General features: G+C 53.7%; 19 protein-coding genes. 4 read left to right on the top strand and 15 right to left on the bottom strand.

From position 1 onward, the window contains the following. Positions 1–2: 2 nt before the first annotated feature. The 4 genes from uraH (at position 3) to ACOTXL_RS11100 (ending at position 3,690) form a co-directional block, all read left to right on the top strand. Entirely contained in the window at positions 3–413 is a 411-nt protein-coding gene (uraH, locus tag ACOTXL_RS11115) for a hydroxyisourate hydrolase (protein ID WP_022650126.1), read from the top strand. A gap of 102 nt (positions 414–515) precedes the next feature. Further along, the gene (locus ACOTXL_RS11110) at positions 516–1,475 is read left to right on the top strand and encodes a YbgA family protein (protein WP_022650125.1); all 960 of its coding nucleotides are present in this window, start codon (positions 516–518) and stop codon (positions 1,473–1,475) included. Between the two features lie 147 nt (positions 1,476–1,622). Next, complete coding sequence (locus ACOTXL_RS11105) at positions 1,623–2,711, top strand: AAA family ATPase (protein WP_006812462.1); 1,089 nt, start codon at positions 1,623–1,625, stop codon at positions 2,709–2,711. A gap of 175 nt (positions 2,712–2,886) precedes the next feature. Further along, on the top strand, positions 2,887–3,690 hold the full coding sequence (locus ACOTXL_RS11100; protein ID WP_022646593.1) for a DUF4225 domain-containing protein: 804 nt from the start codon (positions 2,887–2,889) through the stop codon (positions 3,688–3,690). Here the strand turns inward: ACOTXL_RS11100 and ACOTXL_RS11095 are convergent. From ACOTXL_RS11095 to ACOTXL_RS11025, 15 genes are all read right to left on the bottom strand, one after another. After that, entirely contained in the window at positions 3,668–3,997 is a 330-nt protein-coding gene (locus ACOTXL_RS11095) for a hypothetical protein (RefSeq protein WP_023315117.1), read from the bottom strand. The genes ACOTXL_RS11100 and ACOTXL_RS11095 overlap by 23 nt on opposite strands. Before the next feature lie 123 nt (positions 3,998–4,120). Continuing rightward, positions 4,121–5,107, bottom strand: coding sequence for a GlxA family transcriptional regulator (locus ACOTXL_RS11090; RefSeq protein WP_022650122.1), 987 nt, complete (start codon positions 5,105–5,107; stop codon positions 4,121–4,123). Positions 5,108–5,132: 25 nt separating this feature from the next. Continuing rightward, positions 5,133–5,912 (bottom strand): MBL fold metallo-hydrolase, encoded by a 780-nt coding sequence (locus ACOTXL_RS11085; protein ID WP_045350367.1) that lies wholly within the window; start codon positions 5,910–5,912, stop codon positions 5,133–5,135. 89 nt (positions 5,913–6,001) lie between these two features. Further along, on the bottom strand, positions 6,002–7,252 hold the full coding sequence (locus ACOTXL_RS11080) for an HlyD family secretion protein (protein ID WP_022650120.1): 1,251 nt from the start codon (positions 7,250–7,252) through the stop codon (positions 6,002–6,004). A gap of 6 nt (positions 7,253–7,258) precedes the next feature. Continuing rightward, the gene (locus tag ACOTXL_RS11075; RefSeq protein WP_045332981.1) at positions 7,259–8,008 is read right to left on the bottom strand and encodes a hypothetical protein; all 750 of its coding nucleotides are present in this window, start codon (positions 8,006–8,008) and stop codon (positions 7,259–7,261) included. Then, a complete protein-coding gene (locus ACOTXL_RS11070; RefSeq protein WP_017383654.1) occupies positions 8,005–10,101 on the bottom strand; it encodes a peptidase domain-containing ABC transporter in 2,097 nt (698 codons plus the stop codon). The genes ACOTXL_RS11075 and ACOTXL_RS11070 overlap by 4 nt, the downstream gene beginning before the upstream one ends. Positions 10,102–10,168: 67 nt before the next feature. Continuing rightward, positions 10,169–10,354 carry a hypothetical protein gene (locus ACOTXL_RS11065; protein ID WP_001196016.1) on the bottom strand — a complete coding sequence of 62 codons (186 nt, stop codon included), beginning with the start codon at positions 10,352–10,354 and terminating at the stop codon, positions 10,169–10,171. 23 nt (positions 10,355–10,377) lie between these two features. Continuing rightward, positions 10,378–10,572 carry a hypothetical protein gene (locus ACOTXL_RS11060; RefSeq protein WP_022646586.1) on the bottom strand — a complete coding sequence of 65 codons (195 nt, stop codon included), beginning with the start codon at positions 10,570–10,572 and terminating at the stop codon, positions 10,378–10,380. 73 nt (positions 10,573–10,645) lie between these two features. Then, positions 10,646–11,299, bottom strand: a complete 654-nt coding sequence (locus ACOTXL_RS11055) for a hypothetical protein (RefSeq protein ID WP_006812468.1) — start codon at positions 11,297–11,299, stop codon at positions 10,646–10,648. Between the two features lie 6 nt (positions 11,300–11,305). Then, positions 11,306–12,904, bottom strand: coding sequence for a hypothetical protein (locus ACOTXL_RS11050; RefSeq protein ID WP_045350368.1), 1,599 nt, complete (start codon positions 12,902–12,904; stop codon positions 11,306–11,308). Next, positions 12,882–15,476 (bottom strand): CS1-pili formation C-terminal domain-containing protein, encoded by a 2,595-nt coding sequence (locus tag ACOTXL_RS11045; RefSeq protein ID WP_045350369.1) that lies wholly within the window; start codon positions 15,474–15,476, stop codon positions 12,882–12,884. The genes ACOTXL_RS11050 and ACOTXL_RS11045 overlap by 23 nt, the downstream gene beginning before the upstream one ends. 6 nt (positions 15,477–15,482) lie before the next feature. Beyond that, complete coding sequence (locus ACOTXL_RS11040) at positions 15,483–16,160, bottom strand: hypothetical protein (protein WP_022650117.1); 678 nt, start codon at positions 16,158–16,160, stop codon at positions 15,483–15,485. A gap of 45 nt (positions 16,161–16,205) precedes the next feature. After that, the gene (locus ACOTXL_RS11035; RefSeq protein ID WP_003860995.1) at positions 16,206–16,829 is read right to left on the bottom strand and encodes a common pilus major fimbrillin subunit EcpA; all 624 of its coding nucleotides are present in this window, start codon (positions 16,827–16,829) and stop codon (positions 16,206–16,208) included. Between the two features lie 227 nt (positions 16,830–17,056). After that, complete coding sequence (locus tag ACOTXL_RS11030) at positions 17,057–17,527, bottom strand: hypothetical protein (RefSeq protein WP_003860998.1); 471 nt, start codon at positions 17,525–17,527, stop codon at positions 17,057–17,059. 18 nt (positions 17,528–17,545) lie between these two features. After that, entirely contained in the window at positions 17,546–18,358 is an 813-nt protein-coding gene (locus ACOTXL_RS11025; RefSeq protein ID WP_022650116.1) for a winged helix-turn-helix domain-containing protein, read from the bottom strand. Positions 18,359–18,597: the final 239 nt, after the last annotated feature.

The raw sequence follows: 18,597 nt of genomic DNA, 5'->3' as shown, positions 1-18,597 counted from the left end.
CGATGAAAAAGACACTCCCTCTGATGATGCTGGCTGCCATGGCTTTCGCGCCTGCCGCATTCAGCGCCCCGGCAGGCACCCTGAGCGTCCACGTTCTGGACCAGCAAACCGGTATGCCGCCAGCAGATGTGACCGTTACGCTGGAGAAGCAGGAGCAGGACAAGTGGACCCCGATTGCCAGCGGTAAAACCGACCACGACGGGCGCATTAAATCGCTTTATCCGCAGGATCAGGATATGGCACCTGGCGTGTATAAAGTGACCTTCAAAACCGCCGATTACTTCCACGGCAAAAAGCTGGACTCCTTCTTCCCGGAAGTGCCGGTGCTGTTCACCGTCACCCGCACCAATGAAAAACTGCACATCCCGCTTCTGCTCAGCCAGTACGGTTACTCAACCTACAAGGGCAGCTGATTGCTCTTGATTTTAAAGACGATTAAAAAATAATCCCGCCAATACTTGGACAAACTCGCATTGTTGTGTAACTTTTAGATATGAGATCGGGAGGTGCACACCATGACAACAAAACCTGTGCTGGGTATTAGCGGATGTTTGACCGGTTCCGCCGTTCGCTTTGACGGCGGGCATAAGCGTATGGGCTTTGTGATGGATGAGCTGGCGCAGTGGGTCGCTTTCCGCCCGGTATGCCCTGAAATGGCTATCGGCCTGCCCACGCCTCGTCCGGCGCTGCGCCTGGTGATGACCACCGGCGGCGAGACAGAAATGCGGTTCAGCAAAGCGCCCCACGATGACGTCACGCAGAAGATGGCCGCATTTACGGCAGATTATCTGCCGAAAATCGGCGATCTGTCGGGGTTTATCGTCTGTGCAAAATCCCCCAGCTGCGGCATGGAGCGCGTGCGGCTGTACGACGAAAACGGCAACCGGGGCCGCAAGGAGGGTGTCGGGCTGTTCACCGCCGCCCTCCTTGAAACTTTCCCCTGGCTGCCCGTCGAAGAAGACGGTCGCCTGCACGATCCGGTACTGCGGGAAAACTTTGTTGAGCGCGTTTTTGCCCTCCACGAACTGAACGTAATGCGTAAAAATGGCCTGACGCGCCGTGCTCTGCTGGACTTTCACAGCCGCTATAAGCTTCAGCTTCTGGCGCACCATCAGGCAGGCTACCGTGAAATTGGCCCGTTCGTGGCATCACTGCACGAGTGGGACGATCTGGACGCGTTTTTCGTGGCCTATCGCGACAAACTGATGACCATCCTGAAAAAACCTGCTTCGCGGAAGAATCACACTAACGTGCTGATGCACATTCAGGGCTATTTCCGTAACCAGCTGAACAGCCGCCAGCGCGGAGAACTGCGTGATGTGATCCTGCATTACCGGGACGGACTGCTGCCGATCCTCGCGCCGCTGACGCTGCTTAAGCATTATCTGGCTGAATACCCTGACCGGTATCTGATGACGCAAAACTACTTTGATCCCTATCCTGATGATTTGGGTCTGCGTCTGGCCGTTACCTGATAAGAAAGAAGCGAAGGCCCCATTGACCCACAGAGGCCCAAAGCTGTACCCCGTTTAGACGACACCCTCACTGTCGTCTTTTTTTTTGCACCCAGCGTAAAATACTGTAATTCTGTACAGGTTAAGCGTGCACAGCGGAGTACCCCGATGATCAAAAATCTGCATATTCAAAACTACCGCTCAATTCGCGATATGTCGCTTGAGCTGGAACAACTCAATATCGTGTTCGGCCCCAACGGCACCGGAAAATCCAATATTTATAAAGCGATTTACCTGATGCACAGCGCGGCGCAGGGGCAATTCTCCCAGGCGCTGGCAAACGAGGGCGGCATTTTGAAAGTGTTCTGGGCGGGCAAAACCCGCAGCGACCAGCTGCGGCGCATGAACCTGGCGGTGGAAACGGAAACCTATGAATATGAGCTTCAGGTCGGGTTCGTGGAAAAGCTGCCCTACCCCTCACAGTTTCAGCTCGATCCGGTGATCAAAGAGGAATCTATCTGGCTGAGCGGCCAGCACCGTCGTCCGTCGTCACAGCTGATGAAGCGTAAGAATCAGGCCGTATTCCTGAACAACGTACATCACGAAAAAGTGACCCACAGCGGTACGCTGTATGAGAACGAGTCAGTGTTCGGGCAGCTCGGCGAACCGCACCTCTACCCCGAAGTGTCGCAGATGCGCGAGTCCCTGCGTAACTGGCGCTTTTATCATGAGTTTTCCGTTTCATCCGGCTCGGCGATCCGCGCGCCGCAGGTGGGTTTCCGCTCCCCGGTGCTGGCCAGCGACGGCGCGAACCTGGCCGCCGCGTTTCAGACCATTGTCGAAATTGGCGACGAGCTGCTGCTGATGCGCATTCTCGACCAGGCCTTCCCCGGCTGCGTGTTTTACAGCGACAACACCGGCGGGCGCTTCCGCATGATGATGCAGCGCGAGGGGCTGAGCAGACCGCTGGAACCGGCAGAGTTCTCCGACGGCACGCTGCGTTTTTTATGCCTGGCGGTGGCGCTGTTAAGCCCGCGCCCTCCCGCATTCATCGCCCTCAACGAACCGGAAAACAGCCTGCATCCGCAGATGCTGCCCGCTCTGGCAAGCCTCATTGCCGAGGCCAGCCGCTACTCGCAAATCTGGCTCACCAGCCACTCGCCGGAGCTGGCGCATTTGATTGAGAAGCACCGATCGTTTTCGCTGTATCAGCTGTCGATGGCGGAGGGGGAGACACGGATGGAGCGGCTGGGGTAATGCACTTCTTTTATGCTGTCACCACTTTCAAGGTCGCCATCAACGACGAAGATGATTTCCGTCGGTATATACCTTCGGCGAATTCTGCGCTCGCGACAGATTATCCAATTTATTGTTGCCAGTTTCTGATGCCAGGATAATCTGTAAACGTTGGTTATCAGATGAGAAAATTAAAATGGATATTGTACTTTTCCCTGGTCAGAACGCCCGCGCATGGGCTGAAACAATGATAAATCTTGAAGCCCGCAAGCTCATCAATACTGCGAATATTGTCGGAGGGCAACATCTCAGCGACGGACTCGCACGGATTAAATTTATGGATGATATTCGGCAGTTTGTGATGCAACAATTTAGTGCTACCCGGGCAGCCAGAAGTGATGAGGAGTGCATGGAATGCCTGAAAAACATCCGGGCTGAGAACGAAAGTCTTCTTGAGCAAAGCAGAATGCTTCGCTCCCGTACAGCTCAGCTTTTTGCTCAGATTGAACTGGTTAAAGAAAATAACAAAGTCGTCGGTTACGTTATCTCATCGATTAAGGTTGTGCTTTCAGGGTTACAGATTGTTGCAGGTGTTGGTGCAATGATGACAATGAATCCAGTGGGTGCGCTTGCAGGAGCGATTCTGGTTATGGATGGTGCAAATGCCATTTCAAAAGAAATTAACAGAACGCTTCAACATCAACCAAACTCCGAAGGTATGCTGGCAGATGGCGTCATGGATATCGCTCAGTTTATGGGATTTAAACGTGAATCAGCACTTGGGGTATTTAATAGCGTAAGCCTGGCAGCAAGCGTCTATACGGTATTTGGCGCCATCCGGAAACCCGAATCATGGCGTCTGTTTCGTTATCTCCCGCTGGATTTCTACCGCAAAGTCGACGGAATGAATCGCGCAGCGCTCACTATGAAAATTGTCGGCTGGGGTGTCTCTGCAAAAGTCTCGTTTGATTTAATTTCTAATGCGTCTGGACAGAACTAATGTATTTCTTTCTGAAGCGCCAGGCTTTGTAGGTAATGATCGGGGGTTGAAAAAACCAGGCAATAATCAATACGATGAAAAGAGAAATGCCACCGGAAACAATATTATAATGTTCAGCGAAAAAAAGAAGCGCCAGGAAAATCAGGGCCACAGTCGCAGTAATACACAGAACCATGATAAATCGCTTACCTAACTCAAGCACTACCTCGAGCAGGGATGAACCATAACGGCTAATGTTTCGGTTCAGATACGCTAATTCTTTTACGGTGAAACCTGATTCAAGTAACTGCGTTTCAATATTGTTCATGCCACTACCTTTTCTTCTGGAAAGTAACGTGGATTATCTTAACCGGAAGAGAAGTGCTTGTAACCCGTCTTATGCATATCCATTGCCGCCAGCTTTAAAGGCAAAGAAGCCGCCCACGTTTTTTTATTCCATCGCGCCAGCATTATTTTTCGCTGCATACGGCTTAACGCGAAACGTCTTACGCCACTCCGCCGGACTGACACCAAAGCGCGCCTTAAACTGCTGCCGATACGTCACCGCTGATAAAAACCCCACCTGCTCAGCGACGCTTTCGATTGGCAGACTGCCGGACTCCAGCAGGATCTGGCTGCGCCGCAGGCGCTCGGCGGTAAGCCAGTCGGCAACGCTCATGCCCGTCGCCTTGATAAAATGGCGGGTCAGCGTGCGTCGGCTCATCGACACCACGTCCGCCAGCGAATCCAGGTTATGCGGTTCGGAAATGTGCTGCTGAAGGTAGTCAATGAGACAGTTAATCCGCCCGTCGCGGGTATCTTTCGGCACAGGTTGCGCAATAAACTGCGCCTGCCCGCCCTCGCGGTGCGGCGGGACGATCATCCGGCGGGCAATCTGATTGGCGACAACGCTGCCAAAGCGCTGGCGGATGATATACAAACAGCAGTCGAGCGCGGCGGCGGTACCTGCCGAGGTGATCACATTGCCGTCGTCCACGTAGAGCGCGTTGATGTCCAGTCGAACGTCCGGAAACAGCGTCTGAAACTGGTGTTCAAACTCCCAGTGGGTGGCGGCCCGTTTGCCGCTGAGTATGCCCGCATAGCCCAGTACAAACGATCCCAGACACAGCCCAACAATTTCCGCCCCGTTGTCTCTGGCCTGAACCAGGCTGTCGAGCAGCGTCTGAGGCGGGCGCTCCAGCACGTGCTGCCAGTAGGGTACAACCACAATTTCAGCCGATGCGATTGCAGAAAAATCCTGCGTCGCATGCAGGGCAAAACCGTCTTTCGAGGTCAGGAATCCCGGTTTTTCAGCGCAGATCGTAACGTTAAAGCGCTTTTCCCCGGATACCGTATCGCCAAACAGAATGCAGGGGACGGAGTAGTGGAACGGGCTAAACCCGTCCACCGCGACAATAGCAACGTTAACAAGCGGCATCTGTCTCTCCTTTCCCCTTTAACACTCAGAATATAACGGTTTCGCCGTCCTGAGGAATGCTCACCGCGTCACTTATCTCGTTGGCGTCAACATACTCGCGCAGCGCGCGGCGGGTCAGCAGGCAGTGGTTGATAGCTTCCATATGGGTCGCCACGATTTTCGCCTGCGGCAGCAGGAAATGCACGTTAAGCAGATCTTCTTCCCCCATGATAATCGGCCCAAACCCAATGACATGAGCGTAACCGGCGTTGAGCACGACGATATCCGGCTGGTGCTTTTGCAGATCGGCCGCCACCGCATCGCGCCAGATGGTATCCCCTGCGATATAAAGCGTCTTCTCATCGGGATGACGGAACACCATGCCGCAGGCTTCCCCCAGAAACTCTGCCAGCTCCGGCACGGCGTAAGCGCGGTCAGTACCGTGCTGGCCGCCGTGGGTTTTCACTATCCGGATATCGCCGTATGTTGTTTCCCCGGTCATGATCGTCAGGTTGGTAAATCCCTGGCTGCGCAGCAGCGCGGCATCGCTATCATTTTGCACGTAGATCGGCTTGCCTTTGGCGATCAGCTCAACGGCGTACTGATCCCAGTGATCGGCATGGGTATGGGTGACGATCACCGCGTCAGCATCCAGAAGCGTTTGAACGTCAACGGGAAGCTCGACCATCGGGTTGCGAATATCAGCCCGCGCCGTGCCGGGAAAACCCGGATAAGTGCCTTTTGGCGCCAGCATTGGGTCGATTAAAAAGCGTTTTCCCGCGTAAGTGATCAGTTGGGTGGCATTGCGAATTTGCGTAATGTTCATGGGCTATCCTCCGGTTGGTATGAGAAGGAGAATAGCCCCAGGGTGCCGTTAAGAATGTGGGCCAAAGGGCGATGATCGATGAAATCGGGTCAATCGATAAACCGCTTGCGCACCCTTTCCAGCGGGGCAATCAGCAGATTGATAAGCGGCTTACGATCGATAACGATATCGGCGTTCACCGTCATCCCGCCCATCAGCATGCGCTTTTTCTTGTCCGGGTCGGTAAACCAGGAGGGGACGCGCACTTTAGCCAGGTAGTAGTTCTGCCCTTCCTGGAGCGGGATCAGCGCCGAATGGGCATCAATGTTTACCTCATAGAAATCGGACAGCGTCGCCTCCACCGAACCGTATTTGTCCACGGGCCAGGAGTCGAAGCGCAGCTTAACCTTATCGCCTTTCGCCACGCGCCCCACCCCCGTTGCCGGAACATACAGGTACCCCTCCATCGTCGCCGCGGTATTTTTACGGATCACCACCACCACCTCGCTATTTTGCGTAATGGCCCGGCCAGGCGGGAAGTTAATCGCCACCACGTAACCATCGGAAGGGGCCAGCATCGCCATGGTGGAACTTCCCCGGCTGGACAGGTTGCGATCGATTTCGCTGATGCGGTTTTTCACATACAGCTGCTCTTCGCTCAGAGAGTCAATTTGCGACTGGGTGCTGTCGGTCAGGCTGGTTTTGCGTGCCTCAAGCTCAAGAATAGTGCTCTCCTCCAGCGTCAGGTTGAGCTGCGCATTGAGCACATCATTGTGGCTTTTATCGAGATCCACTCTAGAGACATAGCCCTTCCCGGAGACGGATTTCCACGCCTCGTAGGTGTCGGTGCTGTTTTTTAACAGCGCGCGCAGCTTCTTCACCTTATCGCGGGAAACGGCGATCTGCTTGTCGGTGAGAGCCAGCTGCTGCGCCAGATTTTTGCGATACGACGCAATCGAGTCCTCAATGGCCTGAATGCGCTGCTCGCTGCGCTTCTTCTCCGCTTCCATCTGCTGGCGGTCAAACTGCACCACCGAGCCCTGCTTGCCGCCATAGTCCTGCGACACGGTGAACAGCGGATCGTTTTCCTTCACGTACTGACCGGGCCGGACGGCAAAATCGACAAGGGTACCGGACTCTCTGGCGCGGACTTCCACATCGCCCTGCGCCGGGATCAACACCCCGCGTGCCAGCGTGGTTTCCGAAAAATTAAAGACAATCGCAAAGACCAGCAGGCAGAGAAAAAAGGCGATGAACAAGGTCAGCACGGCTTTCAGCCGTGGCGCGTTGATGTGATAGCTTTTTGAGAAGTGATGCGGGATCAGCGCCCGCCGCTGTCCGCTTCGGTTTTTTAATTTCACGATATGTCATCCATGATAAATCACTGAAAGATCATCCCATGCACTCCAGAGCGTGGGGGTTTTGCGCAGCGCGTTCAGCGTGTCGGCGGCGGCCTGACGGTAATCCTCCGGCGCATACGCCTGACTCTCCAGCCCAAACTCCGCCGCGTGCAGCGAACAGATCGGCAGCAGCGTTCGGACGCTGTAGCCATAGCGCGATAAAAACCGCGTTGAGACGTCCGTTAACCACGCCTTTTGATCCCCTGCTTGGGTGGAGAACAGCGGCGCATCCGGCAGGCGTTCGTCCATCAGCAGCACCGTCACCAGGCGGTGAGGGGCGAAAAACGAGCTGGCGCGTCGGCCTTCGTGCGCGGCCATCAGCTTATGCAGCGCAGGGTGACGGGTAATAAACTGAAAGCGCACATCGGCTGGCGCGGTGGCGAGCAGCGCATCCACGATCAGACCAAAGCCCGCCCAGCGCATGCCCAGTAGCAGGGTGCGAGATGAACTGTAAAATGCCTGCTCCCGCGTCCACTGCGCCACGTACCCGTGCAGATCAAAACGAACGTTGCGCGCCCAAAGCGCGGGCGGGAAGATCTGCTCCACGAAGTTAAACCCGCTCAGCTCATGCGCATTCTGATGCAGAAAATCAGCCGGAACATCGGCCTCCGGGCAGCGCATAAACTGGCTGTAGTTTTGCGTGATCCGGTTTGCCAGCAGCGTGCGCCCGGCCTGGCGCGCGCAGAGTCGCGCATAGAGACGCGGCAAAAGCATCATTGCTCACTCTCCCGCAGGGTGCCGTTTTCCATGGTATAGAGACGCCCCTGACAGCCCACCACGTCCGGCGAGTGGGTGACAAACACCAGGCCAATCCCCAGGCTACGCAGGTTCGCCAGCACTTTCTGCGCGGTCGTTTTATCCAGGTTCGCCGTCACTTCGTCACAGAGCAGAAGCTTAGGCTGGCTGTACAGGGCGCGCGCCAGAACCAGACGCTGCATCTCCCCGGCAGAGAAAAAGGTGTTCCCCGGCAGCATCTCCGTTTCGTAGCCGTGCGGCAGCCGGGCGACGACGTGGTCCACCTCCGCCAGCCGACACGCGGCAATGACCTGCTCTTTATCCGGTGCGCTGTCAAAGCAGGCGATGTTGTCCAGAATCGAGCCGGTGAAGAGAATATCGTCCGCATGGACGATGCGGATGTGCTGACGCAGTGAGGAAAGATCGCACTCCTCAATGGGGATCTTATTGATCCGCAGCGTGCCAGACGATGCCAGCAGCATGCCGGAGATCAGACGCAGCAGCGTGGTTTTTCCCGACCCGCTCTGGCCCACAATCACCGCCTCTTCGCCCTGCTTCAGGGTCATGTTGATATGCTGTAGCGTGGCCTCCCGGCCAGGATAGGCAAATGAGACATCCTCAAATTGCAGACAGACCGGCGAGGTGACAATCCGCTTCCCAAACTGGCTGGTTTCAGAGGGGGCAAATAGCAGGTCGCCCACGCGATCCAGCGGCCCCTTGAGGGCATTTTTGTCCAGCAGCTTCTGCGCCACCTGCACCATGGCATCGGAAAAATAGCGCTTATAGCTGATATAGGCGTAAAGCATCCCGATGCTCATCTGCCCTTCCAGGATCAGCCACGCGCCAAAGCAGACCACCAGCAGTTGCTCGGCATTGATCACCAGCAGCGAAGCCACGTCAAAGCGGGCCAGTAGCCGCTCTTTACGCATCAGCCCGGCGATGTGCTCGCGCTGGGATTTGTCCATCACCGCATCCCGGGCCTGCTCCATGTTGTTCGCTTTGAGCGTTATGATCCCTTTCTGCGTCTCCACCAGCAGAGACTCATACTGGGCGGTGCGCTCGATGGAGTCATCCACCGCGCGTTGATAGGGGCCGATCAGCGAAAAGCGGATCAGAAAAAACACGCCCATCAGCAGCATTGTCAGCAGCGCAATTTTGACGTTATACAGCAGCATAAACAGCAGGCTGGTGACGGCGATCAGGCTGGAAAAGAGAATTTGCACGTAACCATTGCTGATGAACTCCGCGCAGGCGTGGAGCGATTTCTCAATAGCCAGCACGATGCCCGGCGGGCGCGAGCGGAACCAGCTGGTCTGGGTGCGCAGCATGTAGTGGCGCACGGACTGGCTTAAATCGTCATAGGCAATGTTACGCATCAGGATCTCAAGCAGCTGCTTGAGGAATTTACCGATGACTTCAAAGATAAAGACGATAGCGAAGATCGCGGTGAGCAGGATCACCAGATCGCTGTCGCTGCGGGAAATGGCTTCATCCATAATCAGCTGCACGTAGGTGGGGCTTGCCAGCATGGTGATGAGAGTAAAAATACAGAGCACAAACAGCAGCAGCTGGCGCTGGAACAGGCTCGGAGATTTATTGGCTAAACGGCCAAGCGTGAGCTTTTCATCCGGGGATTTCTTTTCGAAGCACGGCGTGGGCTTAAGCTCAAGCACATAGCCGGAAAAGAGTTTTTCCGCCTCTTTCAGACGGTAACGACGCACGCCGCTGGCCGGGTCGTGAACGGTCACGCTGCGGCTGTCGATCTTCACGATGACCACGAAATGGTTGCCGCGCCAGAAGGCGATGAGCGGCAGCTCAGACGTTTCTATTTCAGTGATTTCGCCTTTAAGCACCCGGCCAGACATATTTTTATCGCTGGCAAGGGTCATCAATTCCGCCATTGAGGTTCCCGCATCGGCGGAAACGGAAATCTCCCGGCGCAGCTGGCTGACGGAGACATGGTGGTCGTAGTGCCCCAACACCATCGCCAGGCAGGCCAGTCCACATTCGGTAAATTCATGCTGGCGAATAACAGGGGTCTTACCCTGTTTTTTATACTGAAAGAGCGAAAACATAATGATCCGTGGCTGAAATAAAAAAATGGCCCGGCAATGCGGGCCATGCGTACAACGTGCTTCTCGCTTAGGCGCTGAAGAAACCGCCGATGAAGCCGCCCACCAGGCCGAATACGCCGCCGATGGTGCCGCCCAGCGCGCCTAACATCTGGCTGCCCGCGTTATAGCCCGCGCTTGCGCCCTGAATAGCGGCAGCAAACGGATCCCAACCACCGATGATGGCCTGTGCTTTTTTGAAATCGATAACTTGCATGATACTTTTCCTGTTAACGTGAATTAGTTGTAGCTACCAACCAGCGCGCCCAGGAAGCCCATTGCGCCACCCAGAACTCCGCCAACCACACCGCCAACCATGCCCATGATGCTGGCGCCGGTGTCGTAACCCAGCTGTGCACCTTTAACCAGACCAGCGAACGGGTTTAACGCGCCGCCAATAATGTCTTTCGCTTCTACGAATGAAATCGCTTTCATTTTTATCTCCTGTAGTGATGGATCTTTAGCATGATGCTAAAGGCTAATTTCCTTTTATGAAGGAAAGCGGTTGCTACGGGCAGGTGGTCAGCGGAATGATTTTATTGCCATAAATAATCATCCGCCTTGCAGCCTGCCCGGCATTATCTATTTCCAGCCGTTGCCCCGGTGGAATATATTTTGAATTGTTGTATTGCGTACTGCACCCGACCGAGGAAACATATTTAAAATAGGTATTCCCGGTATTACTCACCACCCCGTTGCTAAACGCATAATCAAAATGTCGTGTCCATGGGCGGACAATCAAAATAGCCTCAAGCGAGACCACCACATCCGACTGGATGCGCTGGCCTTTGCGCGTGATAACCTTTGCCTGGAGCGGCGTCTCGGTGAATTTTACGCGATAGTATCGCTCTTTGTTGTCATGCGGGCCGGTATAATAAAATTTAAAACCCGCGCGTTCACCGCTCCCCAGCGTTAATTGCTTAGGCGAATACATGACTTCGCCGTCTTTTATTTCGGTTTCTTTTCCCTTCTCTTTAGGAACGTCTACCTGAATAAGCGACACGGTATAATTCTGACGCTCGCTGGTATCGTTTTTTATCGGCTGAAAAACAACTTCTCTTTCGGGAAGAAAATCAATATTCAGACTTTCGATAATTAAAGCATTTGCCCCTGTGGAAATGAAGCAATTTATTGCAAAAATAGCCAGGAATTTTCCAGTCATGGTTGATTAATTCCAGGATGCGCTAACATCTATTCTTCCCTGCGCGGTCACTTCACCAAACCAGCTATTTCCGTCATAGGTGGTTTTCGATACCGGATTATCCATAACGAACTGGAGGATCAGCGGTGTTTTCCAGAGCCACATATCGGTCACGCCGGAACTCATTTTGTCCCACTCTTCCGCATGGGTGGCCGGCGCCGGGATCGACAGTACTTCGCCTTTACAGTTGTGCGCCATCAGCGTCTGGCTTTTCCCCACCAGCACGTTGCCCGGAATGGGAACCGTAAAGCCGTTGCCGCTAAAGGCGCAGTAGTCCACCCCATTCAGGCTTTGGGTAGGCCCGGTGACTTTTACCGTGACCGCAATCGCCGCATCTTTTTGCGCCCCGCTGTAGGTGATGGTGTAGGGGATCTCAATGGGCGCTTCGCCGATAATGCCTTTCCCTGAGCCGCCCAGACCGTCAGGATCGAGGGTGTAATCCGGGTTGTCTGGCACAATTTCCAGCCCGGGTTCGATCGGGTTAATCACCAGGCCGCCCCCCGGCTGGAAGCAGAAATCCGCCGCCAGCGAGCTGTTGCCGGGCGTCAGACACAGGCTGACGATATTGCCAATGTTGCTGCCGTCCCTCGCCTGCGCCACGCTCAGAATTAACGCTTTCGGCAAAAAGATTTTAAGGTACGCTTTGCCGCCCTTTTTCTGCGGCGCTGCAAGGAAGGTGTTCGCCAGGACACGCGTATCGCTAAGGATACCGCCGGAGATACTGTACCAGGTGTTTTCATCGAAGGTCAGCTCGGCGGCAAGCCCGGTGCCGCCGCTCATGTGCGATTGCAGCACGCTGTTGACGCGGGAAGAGGTGAGCGCCAGCCCTCCGTTGTAACCGGAGATATCTTCCCCAACAAATGTGTATTCGAGCAGGTCGCACAGGACGCCAGAGACCGTGTTACGGGTGTACTTGGTGCAGGTGGCCCCCGTTGATCCATCGACAATCGTCACCTCGCCGCTGATCGGGTCAATACCCAGGTTAAGCGCTCTGGAGTTGGTCATGGTCAGCGTGCCCACCTTGTGAAGCGTATTGGTGGTGGTCACTTTGTTGATGGAGCTGATTTGCGGCGTGGAGGTGATGGTCACTTCATCCCCTGGCGCGGCGTTGAGCAAATAGTTAAAGAACGGATCGCCCAGTACCCAGCGCCCGTATGACGTGCCGGGCTCCATCACCGGCGGCTTAACCACCATCGACGTGTCGGTATAGCTGGTCGTCGGGGTGTACCCCGTGTTGCCGCAGGACGAGGAACACGCCGTCCCTTTAAAGAACGGAGAAGCGCTGGAACCGGTCACCGAAAAGTCGATAGTTAACGCGCTGCCTGCCGGGCCGTTGAAGCTGTTGTCCGGGATGTAAGTGGCGATACCGTTATTCGTTTTCGCACTCAGGGTCGGCCACTCGCGCGAACCGTGTAAAAACGCGGTCGACGTGCTGTTCAGACTAAACAGCCCCGCGCTGTTTCCCGTACCGTTATTGTCCGGGTTATTAATGGCGAAATAGGGCAGCTCCTGCGCCTGGGCCGCCGCGCTCATCAGCAGTAAATTAAGAGCGAATATCTTTTTCATCGTCACGTTCCTGCGTTCCTTTTGCTTCCTGCCAGACGAAATCGCCTTTGTCGCAGGAGATGTCCCCAAGCCACAGCGCACCGCGGTTAGACTCGATGTCCAGGCGCACTTCGCAGACGCTGTCGTCCGGCGTGGCGATACTCAGGACAGGGTTGTTCTTATCAACGTCGATCACGAAGCGTCCGTCGTTTTCCGTCCGGGTCAGCCCGACGTGGTTTTTGATCTGCATGGCGCCAATCGGGGCCCCGTTTGCATCCACAAGACGACCAAACAGAGTGACGATTTTCTTCACCTGCGGCTTCATCACCACGGTATTGCCCGGATAAACCGTGATATGGCGACGCGCATTCGCGCCAATCTCATAGCTTTCCGTACCGGTTTCACTGTTCATCACTTCCAGGTCATAAGCCTGGTATGCCGGCAGCGACAGCCAGGTCTTATCCCCTTTGATGCGTTCTGCCCGGCCGTTAAGCTTCAGGGTCAGCGCTTCATCAGATTTGAGACCGGTACTGACAATCACCCCTGCGCTTTCGGTGCCTTTCCCGGCGGCGATGGCCTCTTTGGACCAGCCCACGCTGCCGTCACTGGTCAGCGTGGAGTTCCAGCCTTTACTCATGCCGCTCTGGACGCTGAGGATGTTGCTGTTCCACGGCGTGTCGAAGTTCACGCTGCCGCCGCCGCTTACGCTGCGATCCTGGCGGCTGTTAAAGGCTTTCGAGACGTTGGCGGTAGCCGATTTCAGGTAATCGCCTTCAAACTGGCGGCTGGCGCTGACGTTCAGCGCCGTGCCGGTATCGCGATTGTGGGAAACGCCAACCGACACGGTATTGCCGAGCGGTATAGCGAAATCGAGCATCACGTAACGATCTTTCTCTTCGTAATACCCGTCGTATTTGTTGCGCGACATTCCCACCCGCAGGCGCGCCGTACCGTAGCGACCGGCGTATAACCCCTGGGAGTAGTCCAGCTGATAGCGTTTATAGCGATAGAGGTCGTCCTCCTGGCGCATCAGGCTCAGGTTGCCCGCCGAGGGCAGACCGAACGACGGCAGGCTAAAGGAGGCGCCCCAGGTATTGCCCTTGCTCTCATAGATATCGAGGAACTTGCCACTGGAGAGCTGTTCATGGGAGTACCACACCGAGCCGATCTGCCACGGCAGGCTGAGATTCGCCCCATAGTTGGCGCGATAGGTTCCGTCGGAGGCGGCCATGGTCTGGGTATTCACCGAGAAATAGCCCGTCAGGTTCAGGGAGGCCCACAGCTCGCTGACGATGTGTTCCCGCATCATGTAGGTGGAGGCGTTCCAGTCGACCATCCCGCTGCGCTTGCTGAACGAGGCTCCCACCAGCGACATGGTGTCTTTATGTTTGGTGTCGTAATCGTAGTAGTAGGTGTTGTCCTGCTCGTTTTTGCGTTTCGCGTATTTTTTATAATTGACGACGGATTTATCGCGGCTATACATCCCGCCCCACATCTGCCAGCGCAGCGTTTCCGACACGTTGCTGGAGAACGGCTTATTTACGGTGTACATGCTACGCGACACGGTGCGGCTTCCGCTCACCACCTCAACTTCGATGCTGTAGATCCCGTAGGGCAGGCTGCTGGTGTCAATTTCATGGTTGCCGACGTCAAAGCGCTGAATGCCGATAAGCTGCCCGTCACGACGAATACGGGCCTCGCCCGCCGTGGGGAAATAGACCACCACCGGCGTCAGAGAGAGCGTGTTATCGCGTTTGCGGGAGTTGGCCTGGTTGCCCATGGAAACGCCGTAGACTTCACCGCCGGAAATCCCGCTGACGCTCGCCAGAGACTGCATCGCCCAGCCGTTCAGCATGCCTGCGGCGTAGCGCATCCCTTGATAGTCGCGCTCCCACATAACCGCATTCATCTGGGTATCGCTGCTGCTCTCGTTGACGTAGCCAGAGCCGTCGATCAGCACATGATCGACGCCCATTGAGATCCAGTTTCTCGCGTTCAGATAGCCCGACGACCAGCTGTCACCGTAGCCGCTCTCGGTGTGATACGCCCCGAGGTTGTAGGAGAACGTGCCGCTCAGGTCGTCAGACTCCGGCGCATCAATGTCCACCTCACGCGGGCGAATATTCACCCCGTAGTCGCTCTGCGACAGATTCAGCAACAGGCGCATTTTTTTCTGATCCAGCTCGAACGCGGACCCCGTACTTACCGGAATGCGCATCTGGTCATCAAACTGCTTATCGTTAATGCTCTGCAATAACGTTCTCATCTCTTTTGACAGACGAATGCCGTTATCAGACTCCTGGACCTGAACGTCCCTCAGCCCCAGCTTCAGATCTTTTGCAAAGAGCGTCACGTCACCGATACGAACATATTCGCTCGCCGTGCCTTCGTGGTTCCCTTGTTGTGCTGAGTGTGGACGCGTATTCACCAGATAGACGGGAATTTTGATCCCCTGCTCCAGCAGTGCATAAAGCGAGTCGGGAAAACGGTAATTAGCGATAACCACGGAGCTTGAGGCTGCATGCGCAAGCGCGGGCAGCGTGCCGGATGCGCAAGCCATCATCACCGGCAACACTAATTTATTTTTCACCATGCATCCTTACTTAACAGGAATGAACTGTTTCAGGTCCCATATTCCGAGATGAAAATGGTTATCCGTAACGTTGATATCCTCGATAGCGCGCGAGGTCTCTGGCATCAGGTAGAAGTTTTTGCTACACGGCGTGCCGGGGGATTCCGGATTCGGCTTCAGGCAGGTCCCGGTCGCATTGACGCGAAACGAGGTGTTCCCTTTATTGGTTATTTTTCCCGCCACATAGACGAAATCAATCTTCTTATCCCGGGGCTGAACCACCAGAATGGTGCTCACCACCGCGCGCGTCATCCCGGTGCCGTTTTTTGGCGAACCGCTGTCCACCTCTTCGCTTACCCCTTCATCCGTGAAGGTAATGCGGTAGTAACGCTCTTTGTTATCGGCGTTCCCGTGATAGTAAAATTTGACGATATTGCTGGTACCGGCGGGCATCACCATGCGCGTGGGCGTCAGCAACAGTTCGTCCACTTTCTCCGGATTGATGACGATCCCTTCATCCATTGGGCTGCTGATCCGCTGTGCGCGAACAGAAACAATGCGCACGCTGTCTGCTTCGTTTTTTATTTCCTTGGCGGTGGAGTCAGCATCCGCAGAAATAATGGTGGTGACTTTTCCCACATTAATGGCCAGCGCGGAGGAAGAGATAAATAATAAAAATAAGAAGGCGGATTTGAGGTTAAACATGCTATTTCCCTAAACAGGGGCTTGCGCCCCTGGATCGATCAGGCCTTAGCCCCAGGTTGCGCGGAACGCAACAGACACGGTCCCTTCCCACAGGCTGTTGGTCAGGTCTTTGAACTCTTTCGCCGTACCGGCGTTGTCCTGAGCGGAGTCAACGTAGAAGACAAATTTGTCCTGGCCGGTAATTTCGGTATCTGCCGCCGCGCCTGCGCTGGTGGTCAGGTTCCACAGGCCAGAAGAGACGCCGGTGTTAGAAGAGGAATCAACCAGCGTGGTCCATGCGGTTGATTTCGCCCCCACGGTGCCACCGATAGAGCCCAGGTCGTTACCGCCCCAACGCGCACCCACTTTCAGCTTGGTCGCTTCACCACCCACGCTGAACAGCGTGTTGTTTGAATCGTCGAGGATAGCTTCGAGTTTGAAGCTGGTCGCCGTAGAGTGATCGCCACGGATAGCCACATCAAACAGACCGGTGTCGGTGTTGAAAGATTTGGTGTTGGCGCTGTAAACAAAGTTCAGAGCACGCGTTGGCGTAACAACCAGATCGGATTCGCTGTCTTTGGTCGCGGTTGCCTGCCATGTGGCAGAAGCCGTCGTTTCTGCTGCATTAACTGCGCTCAGGGCAGAAACAGACAGCAGGGAGCCCAGAACGATAGCGTTCAGTTTGTTCATTTATTTAGTCCTTCAAAAAAGAATCCACGTGTATAAAAAGGGGAGCCCCTTTTTCGAGGCGGAGTATAGACAGCCGCAAAATAACGAGGCAATACAGAAAAATTCACTCGACGGAGAGCAACAATAAAAATATAAATAAATTTCTCGTATCTTATTGTTACGTATTGAGTAAATTACTCACTTTCCCGAGTAATAGATAAATATCGATTTTTTAATAAAGAGAAATATCAGGACGTCGGGACAGCCACACACATCATTACAGGCAACACCAGCCCCTTAATTAACCACGCATGTTTTTTTACGCTGGTAATATAGAAGAAGTTGATATTATCAAGTAACATTTCGTTTACAACGCCATCCGGCGCCGCATCATCTTCAGACTTATTCAGCTTTTTATCCTTAATATAAAAGATATTGCTTCCATCGACTTTTTCCACGCTGAGCGTGTAATTTCGGTCAATCAGGTAGCTTTTGCCCTCTTTCTTGAGCACGCCTTTATGAATAACCGTCACAACATCTTTGTTGTTAAACAGGAAAAGCGTGGTTAGCGACATATCGGTTGACTCACCCGTGGAATAGGTTTTCCAGGAAATGGTATCTGACTGGCAGCCAAACCCCTCATCCTGCGTTCTGGTAAAATAGATCCATAACAACGCGATGACAGACAGCGCCAGTACGATACTGAACAGTACACTCATTTTAGTCCTTGACATATTTTAACTCCCGGTCAGGCTTCTGTAAGAAATGCAGTTCTTATAATCGTCGATACTGTCCTGCTGATAACAGATGGCCAGGAAATAATTTTCTATCTGCGACTTTTTAAACCTGGAATAGTAAGCATCTGCAACCTGATGTTGACAGTCGATATGTTGACTGGCGATGACCTCTTTTACGTGATTAAAGTAGTGCTGTCGCGGCTGATACATATTCTTATCGATCAGGTATACCGTACACCGGTCCACTTTACCGAGCAGATGCATATCAGAATCTTTCAGGCTCTCGGCATAGGAATCCCTTTGGTGCAACAGTAAAACAGCGGTGCCGATAACGGTAATCAGTAATAAGGTGCAGAGAGAAATAAAGAGTCTGTGCAGCGATATTAATTGTTTAGGCGGATCGGCATCTTTCTTATGCGCTAGCGTATCGAATGATTCAGAGGCAGATTGTTCACTAAGCGTTGAAACAACCGGCGGCCTGACCGTGTGGTGTTCAATATGCGCGGCAAGGCTAAATCCCTTGCCACGTATCGTTTTTATCAGTAAAGGGTCGCATCCTAATGTACGAAATGCTTTTCTGATTTCACTTATGGCAACATTCAGACTCACCGAAGAACCAGAGAAACCATGATCCTCCCAGACCTTCTTTATCAGGTCGTCTCTGTCGAGAGTTTTACCATTATTGATGATAAGTTCATAAAGCAGACGACCCGCCTGGTTAGATAACTTAATGGATGACTCTTCCTCTCCATTAATCATGATCATACCGGTGTCGACTTCATAAAGCATTGTAAGATCAATGAGATACTTCATATTATTATTACGCCATTGTTAAAATTATGTGCATTTGCCAGGCAATAATAAGTCTAAAGTTTGTGTGGTCAAGTCGCGTGATATTAATTGAGAGATGAATTCATAAAGCTTCATTAATTAACAATTATTAAATCATTAATAAAAATATTTGAACCAACGCATTTAGGTTAAAACATTAAAAAAAACTAACACACAAGATTATAATCTTAAACTTTAGAAATTGTTGGAATAATGTTTTG

Source organism: Enterobacter cloacae complex sp. IR5402 (assembly GCF_049238125.1).
Classification (GTDB): Bacteria; Pseudomonadota; Gammaproteobacteria; order Enterobacterales; family Enterobacteriaceae; genus Enterobacter; species Enterobacter hormaechei_C.
The sequence above is the reverse complement of the archived record's forward strand: the minus strand, read 5'-3'. Positions and strand labels throughout refer to the sequence as shown.